8 protein-coding genes are annotated in these 11090 nt (G+C 64.8%); 2 read left to right on the forward strand and 6 right to left on the reverse strand.

Translation table 11 applies throughout. The features are described from left to right. Positions 1 to 1023 carry a protease SohB gene (gene sohB, locus J4D52_RS18430; protein ID WP_102676901.1) on the reverse strand — a complete coding sequence of 341 codons (1023 nt, stop codon included), beginning with the start codon at positions 1021 to 1023 and terminating at the stop codon, positions 1 to 3. Between the two features lie 204 nt (positions 1024 to 1227). Between sohB and J4D52_RS18435 the strand changes: the two genes are divergently transcribed. Both J4D52_RS18435 and J4D52_RS18440 read left to right on the forward strand, forming a co-directional pair. After that, positions 1228 to 1938 carry a histidine phosphatase family protein gene (locus J4D52_RS18435; RefSeq protein WP_025804488.1) on the forward strand — a complete coding sequence of 237 codons (711 nt, stop codon included), beginning with the start codon at positions 1228 to 1230 and terminating at the stop codon, positions 1936 to 1938. A 50-nt stretch (positions 1939 to 1988) separates the two neighbouring features. Further along, positions 1989 to 2303 carry an SCP2 sterol-binding domain-containing protein gene (locus J4D52_RS18440; protein WP_007921837.1) on the forward strand — a complete coding sequence of 105 codons (315 nt, stop codon included), beginning with the start codon at positions 1989 to 1991 and terminating at the stop codon, positions 2301 to 2303. A gap of 80 nt (positions 2304 to 2383) precedes the next feature. Here J4D52_RS18440 and J4D52_RS18445 read toward each other — a convergent pair whose 3' ends face one another. The 5 genes from J4D52_RS18445 to J4D52_RS18465 form a co-directional block, all read right to left on the reverse strand. Then, entirely contained in the window at positions 2384 to 4006 is a 1623-nt protein-coding gene (locus J4D52_RS18445; protein WP_102676900.1) for an ABC transporter ATP-binding protein, read from the reverse strand. A 1-nt stretch (position 4007) separates the two neighbouring features. Further along, positions 4008 to 5030, reverse strand: a complete 1023-nt coding sequence (locus tag J4D52_RS18450) for an ABC transporter permease (protein ID WP_173678543.1) — start codon at positions 5028 to 5030, stop codon at positions 4008 to 4010. Further along, the gene (locus J4D52_RS18455; RefSeq protein WP_102676899.1) at positions 5030 to 6094 is read right to left on the reverse strand and encodes a microcin C ABC transporter permease YejB; all 1065 of its coding nucleotides are present in this window, start codon (positions 6092 to 6094) and stop codon (positions 5030 to 5032) included. Before J4D52_RS18455 ends, J4D52_RS18450 begins: the two co-directional genes overlap by 1 nt. Further along, positions 6081 to 7934: an extracellular solute-binding protein gene (locus tag J4D52_RS18460; protein ID WP_102676898.1), complete on the reverse strand. Its 1854-nt coding sequence runs from the start codon at positions 7932 to 7934 to the stop codon at positions 6081 to 6083. The genes J4D52_RS18455 and J4D52_RS18460 overlap by 14 nt, the downstream gene beginning before the upstream one ends. A 173-nt stretch (positions 7935 to 8107) precedes the next feature. Further along, positions 8108 to 11002: a TonB-dependent receptor gene (locus tag J4D52_RS18465; protein WP_102676897.1), complete on the reverse strand. Its 2895-nt coding sequence runs from the start codon at positions 11000 to 11002 to the stop codon at positions 8108 to 8110. Between the last annotated feature and the right edge of the window lie 88 nt (positions 11003 to 11090).

An 11090-nucleotide genomic window follows, 5' to 3' on the forward strand; every position in this document is an offset into this window, starting at 1 on the left:
TTACCAGAAACGCTGCTGGGTCAGGCGGCTCCACCAGGTCAGCAGAACACGGTCGACAGAATTGCTGGCTGCCAGCCCGACCCGCTCCTGCAGGCTCTTGCGCTCGGCATAGTGCAGGTGGAACAGCTCGGCGCTCTTGGCGCGCTCGGCCAGGTATTCGTCGCTGGTTTTCAGCTCGTCGACCAGCTTTTTCTCCTGCGCCGCGACGCCCAGCCAGACTTCACCGGTGGCCACCTCGTCGATGACCAGCTGTGGCCGGTAACGGGAGACAAAGTTCTTGAACAACTGATGGGTGACGTCCAGGTCTTCCTGGAATTTCTCCCGGCCCTTTTCGGTGTTTTCGCCAAACACGGTCAGGGTGCGCTTGTACTCGCCGGCGGTCAGCACTTCAAAGTCGATGTCGTGCTTTTTCAGCAGGCGGTTGACGTTCGGCAACTGCGCCACCACGCCGATCGAACCGAGGATGGCGAACGGCGCGCTGATGATCTTCTCGCCGATACACGCCATCATGTAGCCGCCGCTGGCCGCGACCTTGTCGATGCACACCGTCAGCGGCACGCCGGCCTGGCGAATCCGCGCCAGTTGCGATGAAGCCAGCCCGTAGCTGTGCACCATGCCGCCGGCGCTTTCCAGGCGCAGCACCACTTCGTCCTTGGGCGTAGCCAGGCTCAGCAACGCGGTGATTTCGTGGCGCAGCCCCTCGGTGGCCGAAGCCTTGATGTCGCCGCTGAAATCCAGCACGAACACCCGCGGCTTTTCCTCGTGCTGCTTCTTGTGTTTTTTCTCGGCCTTGGCCTCGGACTTGCGCAGGGCCTTGAGCTGGTCCTTGTCGAGCAGGCTCTGCTCCAGACGCTCGCGCAGGCCTTTGTAGAAATCGTTGAGCTTGCTCACATGCAGCTGCCCGGCGCCCTTGCGCCGGCCTTTGCTGCGCAGCGAGGCAGCGGTGATCAGCACCACCAGGATGGCGATGACCAGGGTGACGGTTTTGGCCAGGAAACTGGCGTACTCGGTGACGAACTCCACAGGGACTCCTTAAAGACGTGCATCACTGCCAACACGTGGCGGAATGGCTCCAGCATACCGGCGCAGCCAGGCGTCGACCAGTCGCGAAACCTTCTGTTACCGTGCTCTAACGGGCATTTCAAACAAGCGTATGTTTTTTCATTGACAGCTCACCGGCATCCTCATAACCTCGCAAAACTTTCAACGTACCGGGATGACGCGGACGTGGGCAGCATCTATCTGATTCGACATGGCCAGGCCTCCTTCGGTGCGGACGACTACGACGTCCTGTCGACCACGGGTGTTCGCCAGGCCGAAGTGCTCGGTCAACACCTGGTCGAACTGGGGGTGAACTTCGACCGCTGCCTGGCCGGCGACCTGCGCCGCCAGCAACACACCGCCAACTCCACCCTGCAACAGTTCAGCGCCGCGGGCCTGCCCACGCCGATCCTGGAAACCGATTCGGCGTTCAACGAATTCGATGCCGACGCGGTGATCCGCGCCCTGCTGCCCGACATGTTGTCGGAGGAGCCTAACGCCCTGGACATCCTGCGCAACGCCGCGCAGAACCGCGCCGAATTCCAAAGAATCTTCGCCCTGATCATCGACCGCTGGCTGGCCGGCACCTACGATCCACCGGGCCTGGAAAGCTGGCTGGGATTCGTCGAACGGGTGCAAGCCGGCCTGCAGCGGATTCTGGAACAGGCCGACAACACCCAGAAAATCGCCGTGTTCACCTCCGGCGGCACCATCACCGCCCTGCTCCACCTGATTACCCGGATGCCTGCCGCCCAGGCCTTCGAACTGAATTGGCAAATCGTCAATACCTCGCTCAACCAGCTGAAGTTTCGCGGTCGCGAGGTCGCCCTGGCTTCCTTCAACAGCCATGCCCACCTGCAACTGCTGAAGGCCCCGGAACTCATCACTTTCCGCTGAGTCCGGATCACTGTGACCCTTGCTGTAACAACCCATAAAAGGATCGAACCATGACCTCCGTAGCCGACGCCGTACAAGCCATGAAAGCCAAGTTCAACCCAGCTGCCGCTGCCGGCCTGGACCTGGTTTTCGGTTTCCGTATCGATGACACCAAGAACTTCTCGCTGATCGTCAAAGACAGCACCTGCGAGCTCAAGGAAGGCGAGAACCCGGACGCCCAGGTCACTCTGGTAATGGACGGCGAAACCCTGCAAGGCATCGTCAGCGGCGAAACCGACGGCATGCAGGCCTTCATGGGCGGCAAACTGCGCGCCGAAGGCGACATGATGCTGGCGATGAAGCTGAGCGAACTGTTCCCGGCCTAAGTAAGCGCTTCCCCAGGGAAGCCCTTGTTTGCCCACGAATCCCGCCTTCTGGCGGGATTCGTCGTTTCAGGCCCGCGCTTTCAGTCGGCGCCAAGGGGCTCGGCCAGCGGCAAACCGGTGACGGAAGCCGCCATCACCGAGGACGCCGCCAGCAGCTCCCGGGTATAAGGATGGCGCGCCGTGGCGAACAGCTGCTCGGTCTCGCCGCGCTCCACCACTTCGCCCTCCTTCATCACGATCAGATCATGGGCCAGCGCCCGCACCACCGCCAGGTCGTGGCTGATGAACAGGTAGGTCAGACCATGTTCTTGCTGTAGGCGGCGCAGCAGCGCCACCACCTGTTTCTGCACGGTGCGGTCGAGGGCCGAGGTCGGTTCGTCGAGCAGGATCAGTTCCGGCTTGAGCACCAGGGCCCGGGCGATGGCGATGCGCTGGCGCTGGCCGCCGGAGAACTCATGGGGGTAGCGATGGCGGCTGGCCGGGTCGAGGCCGACTTCCTGCAGGGCCTCGATCACTGCCTGCTCGCGCTGCCGCGCATTCAGCTCGCTGTGTACCAGCAAGCCTTCGGCAATGATCTGCTGCACGCTGAGGCGCGGGCTGAGGCTGCCGAAAGGATCCTGAAACACCACTTGCAGCTGCCGGCGCAACGGCCGCAGCTGTTTGCCGTCGAAGCTTCGCAGATCCTGGCCCTTGAAGCGGATGCAGCCTTCAGATTCGATCAGCCGCAGGATCGCCTGGCCCAGGGTCGACTTGCCCGAGCCGGACTCACCGACAATGCCCAGGGTCTTGCCCCGTTGCAGTTGCAGGTCGATACCGTTCACCGCCTTCAGGTAACGCCTGGGCCGCAGCCAGCCACCGCCCAGACGGAACCAGACCTTCAGCCCGTCCACCGCCAGCAGGGTCTCGCCGGGCCCGCGACGCAGCGCCTGGCCGCCGGGCTCGGCATTCAGCAGCTGGACGCTGTAGGGATGCCGGGGATCGGCGAACAGCTGCTCGCAGCCAGCCGTCTCGACGATCTCCCCGGCGCGCATCACCGCCACCCGCTGGGCGATGCTGCGCACCAGGTTGAGGTCGTGGCTGATCAGCAGCAAGGCCATGCCCAGGCGCTGCTGCAGGTCCTTGAGCAGCAGCAGGATCTTGCGTTGCACAGTGACATCCAGGGCAGTGGTCGGCTCGTCGGCGATCAGCAGTTCCGGCTCGCAGGCCAGGGCCATGGCGATCATCACCCGCTGGCGTTGCCCGCCGGAGAGCTGATGGGGGTAGGCCTGCAAGCGCTGCTCCGGCTGCCGGATGCCTACCAGATGCAGCAGTTCCAGAATCCGTTCGCGGGCCTGGGGGCCGGCCATGCCCTTGTGCAGGCGCAGGGTTTCCCCCAGCTGCCGCTCCAGGCTATGCAGGGGGTTCAGCGAGCTCATGGGTTCCTGGAAAATCATCGCGATGCGGTTGCCGCGCAGCTGGCGCAAGCGCGCCGGGCTGGCGCCCAGCAACTCTTCGCCGCGATAACGGATGCTGCCCGCGATGCGCGTGCCGCCCGGATCCAGCAATTGCAGGAGGCTGTGGGCCGTCACCGACTTGCCGGAGCCGGACTCGCCCACCAGCGCCAGGCATTCGCCGGGGCGGATCTCCAGGTCGATGCCATGCACTACTTCAGTGGCCTTGAACGCCACCCGCAGGTCGCGCAGTTCAATCAGTCTTTCACTCATCTCAATGCCTCGGATCGAAGGCGTCGCGGCAGGCTTCGCCGATAAACACCAGCAACGACAGAATCAACGCCAGGGCGAAAAACGCCGTCAGCCCCAGCCAGGGCGCCTGCAGATTGCTTTTGCCCTGGCCAATCAATTCGCCCAGGGAAGCACTGCCGGCCGGCATGCCGAAGCCGAGGAAATCCAGGGCCGACAGGGTGCCGATGGCTCCGGTGAGAATGAACGGCAGGTACGTCAGGGTGGCGCTCATGGCATTGGGCAGGATGTGCCGCAGCATCACCTGGGTATCGCCGACGCCCAGGGCCCGCGCCGCCTTGACGTACTCCAGGCCACGGCTGCGCAGGAACTCGGCGCGCACCACGTCCACCAGGGTCAGCCAGGAAAACAGCGCCATGATCCCCAGCAGCCACCAGAAACCCGGCTCGACGAACCCCGAAAGAATGATCAGCAGGTACAGCACCGGCAGCCCCGACCAGACCTCCTGCAAGCGCTGCCCCAACAGGTCGATCCAGCCGCCGTAATAGCCCTGCAGGGCGCCGGCGGCGATGCCGATCAGCGCGCTGGCGGCGGTCAGCGCCAGGGCGAACAGCAGCGACACCCGGGTGCCGAAGATCACCCGCGCCAGCACGTCCCGGGCCTGGTCGTCGGTGCCCAGCCAGTTCTGCGCCGAGGGCGGGCTGGGCGCCGGTTCCGTGAGGTCGTAGTTGACCGTATCGAAAGCGAAAGGAATGGGCGCGAACAACAACCAGCCGCCCTGCTCTTCGATCAGCTGGCGCACCGCGGCGCTGCGGTAATCCGGCTGGAACGGCAGTTCGCCGCCGAACTGCTGTTCGGTGTAACACTTGAACGCAGGGAAATACCACTGGCCCTGGTAAGCCACCAGCAAGGGTTTGTCGTTGGCGATCAACTCACCGCCGAGGGTCAAGGCGAACAACGCGATGAACAGCCACAGCGACCACCAGCCGCGCCGGTGGGACTTGAAGCGCTGCCAGCGCCGCTGGCCTATGGGGGACAAGGTCAACATCAGGCGCTCCTTGCACTGAAGTCGATGCGCGGATCGACCAGGGTGTAGCACAGGTCGCCGAGCAGTTTTATCAGCAGACCGAACAGGGTGAAGATGAACAGCGAACCGAACACCACCGGGTAATCCCGCGACACCGCGGCGTCGTAGCTCAGGCGCCCGAGGCCATCGAGGGAAAAGATCACCTCGATCAGCAGCGAGCCGCCAAAGAACACATTGACCAGGGCCTGGGGCAAGCCGGCGACCACCAGCAGCATGGCGTTGCGAAACACATGGCCATACAGCACCTGCCGCTCGCTCAGGCCCTTGGCCCGGGCAGTGACCACATACAGGCGGGAGATCTCGTTGAGAAAGCTGTTCTTGGTCAGCAGGGTCAAGGTGGCGAACCCGCCGATCACCAGGGCACTGACCGGCAGCACCAGGTGCCAGAAATAGTCGGCGACCTTGCCCCAGGCCGAGAGCTGGGCGAAGTTCTCCGACACCAGCCCGCGCACCGGGAACCAGTCGAGCAAGGTGCCGCCGCCGAACACCACGATCAGCAGCAGGGCGAACAGGAAACCCGGCATGGCATAACCGATAACGATCGCCGCGCTGCTCCAGACGTCGAAGGCCGAGCCGTCATGAATGGCCTTGCGAATCCCCAGGGGGATCGACACCAGGTAAGTGATCAGCGTCGCCCACAACCCCAGCGACAGGGTCACCGGCAGCTTCTGCGCGATCAGCTCGGTGACCTTGGCGCCACGAAAGAAGCTGTCGCCGAAATCCAGCCGCGCATAGTTCTTGAGCATCAGCCACAAACGCTCGCCGGCGGGTTTGTCGAAGCCGTACTGGCGCTCGATATCGGCCAGCAGCTTGGGGTCCAGGCCACGGGTGGCGCGGGACTCGCCGCCCACCGATTCCACATGCCCGCCGCCCACCGCCGCGGCACCGCCAATGCCTTGCAGGCGGGCAATGGCCTGCTCCACCGGACCGCCGGGGGCCGCCTGGACGATGACGAAGTTCACCAGCAGGATGCACAGCAAGGTGGGCACGATCAGCAGCAGACGCCGCGCGCTATAACCCAGCATGGACAACCTCCCCGCTGCGTTGGCGCATCTGGCTCAGGGTCAGCGCTTGCGGGCTGACCTCCCACCAGGTGTCGAGCCCGGCGTCGTACAGCGGCGCGATGGCCGGCCGGCCAAAGCGGTTCCACCACACCGAGGAAATGCCCGGCGGGTAGTAGTTGGGAATCCAGTAGTAGCCCCACTGCAACACCCGGTCCAGGGCCCGGGCGTGGGCCAGCATGCTGGCGCGGCTGTCGGCCTGCACCAGGGCGTTGAGCAGCCCGTCCACCGCCGGGTCGCGCAGCGCCATGTAGTTGTTCGAACCCGGGTCGTCGGCGCTCACCGAACCGAAGTAGTTGAACATCTCGCGCCCCGGCGCCTGGGACACCGGGTAGGCGGCGATGATCATGTCGTAGTCGCGGCTGCGCACGCGGTTGGTGTATTGCGCGGTGTCGACCTGGCGGATATCGAAGCCGATGCCGATCTGCGCCAGGTTGCGCTTGAACGGCAGGAGCAAACGCTCCAGACCTTTCTGATCGTTGAGAAAGGTGAAATGCAGGGGCTCGCCGGCAGCATTCACCAACTGGTCGCCCCGGGGTGTCCAGCCCGCCGCCTCCAGCAACTTCAGGGCCTGCAACTGCTGCGGACGGATGATCCCGCTGCCGTCGGTGCGCGGCGCCTGGAACACCTGGCTAAACACCTCCTCGGGCACCTGTCCGCGCCAGGGTTCGAGGATTTTCAACTCCTCGGCGTCCGGCAGTGCCGCTGCCGCCAGTTCGCTGTGGGAAAAGAAGCTCTGCTGGCGCAGGTACAGGCTGCGCATCATCTGCCGGTTGCTCCACTCGAAGTCCCAGAGCATGGCGATCGCCTGGCGCACTCGGCGGTCCTGGAACTGCGGTTTTTGCAGGTTGAAAATGAAACCCTGGGCGCCCAGCGCCGAACCCGGCGCCAGGTGTTCGCGCACCAGGCGCCCCTGCTCCAGCGCGGCGCCGGCATAACCTATGGTGTAGCCGGTGGCGGAGAACTCGCGGTTGTAGTCGTAGCCACCGGCCTTGAGGATCTGCCGAGAGACATCGGTGTCGGCGAAGAACTCCACCCGCAGCCGATCGAAGTTGTAGCGCCCCCGGACCACCGGCAAGTCCTGCCCCCACCAGTCCTTGACCCGTTCGAAGTCGACGCTGCGCCCGGCGTCCACCGCGCTCACCCGGTACGGCCCGCTGCCCAGCGGCGCTTCGAAGCCGCCACCGTCGGCGAAATTGCGGCCGCGCCACCAGTACTCGGGCAACACCGGCAACGACGCCAGGTCCAGGGGCAAGGTGCGGCTCTCAGTGTTCTTGAACACAAAACGCACCTGGGTCGGCGACTCCACCCGGACCTCGGCGACATCGGCGAACTGCTGGCGGTACTTGAAGCTGCCCTGGGTCATCAGCAGCTCGAAGGTATAGCGCACGTCCTCGGCGGTGATCGGGCTGCCATCGTCGAAGCGCGCCCGCGGGTTGAGGTAAAAGCGCAGCCAGGAACGGTCTGCGGCCAACTCCAGGACCTCGGCCACCAGGCCGTACACCGTGTAGGGCTCATCCTTGGAGCGATAGGCCAGCGGCGCATACAGCCAGCCGTCGATATCGGCCACGCCGGTGCCTTTGTCGATGTAGGGAATCAGATGGTCGAAGGGCCCGCTTTCCAGGGAAGACCGGCGCAGGCTGCCGCCCTTGGGTGCGTCCGGGTTGACGTAGTCGAAGTGCTGGAAGCCGGCGGGGTATTTCGGGGCTTCGCCGTAGACCGTCAGCGACGGTTGCACGGCGGCCAGCAGCACAGGGCTCGGCAGCAGGCAGAGCCAGAACAGCACAGCGCGTTGCAACAGCATGGAATGATGCCTCTGCGAACAGTGGCCGGGAGGGCGGCGTCCGCTCCCCAGCCTGGATTCACCGGAACACCCCGCTCCTGCCTGTCATGTGCAACTGAACGGGCATTTTTATAGAGCGGGTTTTAGAACCATTGGTTACTAAAAAGCGTCCAGACCTTTTATTGCCTCTCGACTCAGAAGTTGTAACTGAGCCGTGTGTACAGGGTCCTTCCGAAGGGGTCCGAGTAGCGTGGGTCGTAGCCGCTCTGGAAGGTGTAGGTCTGGTTGCTGAACGGCGGTTCGCGGTCGAACAGGTTCTTCACCCCGAGGGTCACGCCCAGGGCCTGGCGCCAGGTGTAGGTGCCGGCCAGGTCCCAGACGTTGTAGGAGCCGACGCGGTTATGGCTGTCGCGATCGGAGTCGTGGTAGCCGCTGGTGTAGCGGTTGGTCAGGGTCGCGCCCAGCGGCCCCTGGTTCCAGGTCGCGGTCAGGCTGTGGCGCCAGCGTGCCACCGCGCCGGCCGAGGCGAAGTCGCCGCCGCGAAAATCCCCTAGCTTGTCGATGTATTCGCCCTTGAGCTGTTGCTGATAGTCGTAGCGGGTGACGTAGGTGCCTTGCAGCCCCAGGCCGAACTCGCCCCAGGCATTGGCCGGCAGGCGATAGTCGAGGCTGACGTCGACCCCGCTGGTCTTGAGTTTGCCCAGGTTGGCCATGCCCGTGACCACATGATCGATGGAGCCATCGGCCTTGCGCACCAGCCGATCGGCATACAGGTCGGGGTTGTCGAACGGCGCCGACTCGGGAAACTCGGCGATCTGGTTGGCGAGCTTGATCCACCAGAAATCCAGCCCGGCGTTGAGCCGGTCGAACGGCTGATAGACGAAGCCGAATGTCACGTTGCGCGCGGTCTCCGGCTTCAGCTCGGTATTGCCGCCGGTGCTGCGGTTGAACTGCTGGGCGCAGTCGCGGTTGCCGATCCCGCCATTGGCCGGGGTACCGCCGGGGCACAGCCGCGGGTCGTTGTAGTTGGCGTTGGTGAAGGTGGTAAAGGTCGGGTTGTACAGCTCATACAGCGACGGCGCGCGGAAACCTTCGCTGTAGGCGCCGCGCAGCACCAGTTCCTTGAACGGCTGGAAACGGAACGAATACTTGGGGTTGGTGGTGCTGCCGAAGTCGCTGTATTTGTCATGCCGGATCGCCGCCGTCAGCTCCAGGCTGTCGAGCACCGGCACGTTGAGTTCGGCATATTGCGCCTGCACGCTGCGGTCGCCCGACACGCTGCCGTTGGGGTCGATGCCCAGGCTCTGCACATTGCCGGCGAACTGGGCGAAATCCTGGTGGAAGTCCTCCTTGCGGTACTCGCCGCCCAGGGCCAGGGCCGAAGGGCCCGAGCCGAACCAGTCGCCGATCTCGCGGCTGACCCGCCCGTCGATGGCCTTGACCCGCCCGACCGCCGTGGCGTAATCGCCGTCCACGGTATTGGCCGCCAACAGCGCGCTGCCCGCCGCGGTCTGCGGGCCGAAGGGGTTGATCACGCCATTGGCGATGCCCTGGGACACCGCCACATCGTTCACGTAGCCGCTGCGGATGGTACTGACCACCTTGTTCTGGTTGTACGAGGCGCCGATGTTGTAATCCCAGCCGGAGACACTGCCGTCGAACGTCAGCAGCAGGCGCTGGCCGGTGTTGTCGTCTTCATGACGGCGGGCGCCGACATCGGTTTCCCGCCAGTTGGCCGCCACCGGTTGCGTCGGGTCGAGGGCAAAGCCGCTGGGCCCCGGGGTGATGCCATTGCCCGGGTAGAACGCCGTGCCCGGGTTGACCTGGTTGCCCATCAGGGTGCCGGGACCGATCTGGGTGCGGTTCTCGTTACGCGCCCAGAAATACTCGAGGCTAACGTTGTGATCGTCACTGAGCTTGCCGGTGGCCTTGGCGAAGGCCGAGGTCTTTTCGGTTTCCGGCACCAGGTCCAGATAGCTCCACAGGCTCTGGCGGCAGATGCCGTTGCGCGACAGCAGCCCCGGCGCGTTGCAGCCGGAACCGGCCAGCGGGTGGGTGGCATTGGCGCCCTGGCTCCAGTTGGCCGGCGAGGCGGTGCCGGAGGTGTAGTCCAGGCCCCGGCCGGGCTGGTAGTTGTAGGTGTAGCCGCGGTCCTTGGCGGCCAGGCGCTCCTGCTTGTCGTAGCTGACCACGCCGAACACGTTGAAGCGGTCTTCTTCCAGATCGCCGATGCCCCAGCTGCCGCTGAAGTTCTTGCTCTCGCCACCGCCGGAATGAGTCGGGGTGTCGTAGCTGGTACTGACCTGGCCGCGGGTCAGGCTCTTCTTGGTGATGAAGTTGATTACCCCACCGATGGCATCGGTGCCGTACAACGCGGACGCGCCGTCGCGCAGCACTTCGACCCGGTCGATGGCGGCGAAGGGAATGGTGTTGAGGTCCACCCCGGAGCCGTTGATGGCATTGGTCGCGTTGTTGCTCAGGCGCCGACCGTTGAGCAGCACCAGGGTCTTGTTCGGGCCGATGCCGCGCAGGTCGGCATAGGCCGCCCCGCCGCTGCTGGAGCCCACCGAGCGCCCGGAACCGACCGAGGACTGGTTGGCGGAAATCCGATTGATCAGTTCCTCGGTGGTGGTCACGCCCTGCTCGCGCAGTTTCTCGACCCGCAGCACGGTAACCGGCACCGCGGTCTCGGCATCCACCCGGCGGATCGCGGTGCCGGTCACCTCCACCCGCTGCAACTGGGTGGTGGGTTCAGCGAACGCCGGGGTGCTGCTGGCGGTGCTGGCGCCCGCCGTGATGGTCACGCCCTGGGTGTCCTGCTGCTCCTTCAGGCCGCTGTCCTGCAACGCCAGGGTCAGCGCCTGGTGCTGGTCGAGCTCGCCCTGGATCGCTGGCGCATAACGGCCGCTCACCAGCTTCTGCTCGAAGGAAATCGGCAGGCCGGTCTGCCGGGAAATCTGCAGCAAGGTCTGGTCCAGCGGCCCCGCGGGCAGGTTGAACGGGGTGGTCGCGGCCCAGGCCGGCAACGCATTCAACGCCAGCAGCAAGGCCAGGCTCAAAGGGGATCTACGGGGTACGAACAGACTCATGGACAACCATCCCTGCATTAGGTTTATGCAGGGATGTGCAACGGCCGGGAGGTTTTTATAGAGGCCGATCTAGACCGTTGGGTGATGA

The organism is Pseudomonas sp. GW460-12-10-14-TSB1 (assembly GCF_017349775.1).
Taxonomy (GTDB): domain Bacteria; phylum Pseudomonadota; class Gammaproteobacteria; order Pseudomonadales; family Pseudomonadaceae; genus Aquipseudomonas; species Aquipseudomonas piscium.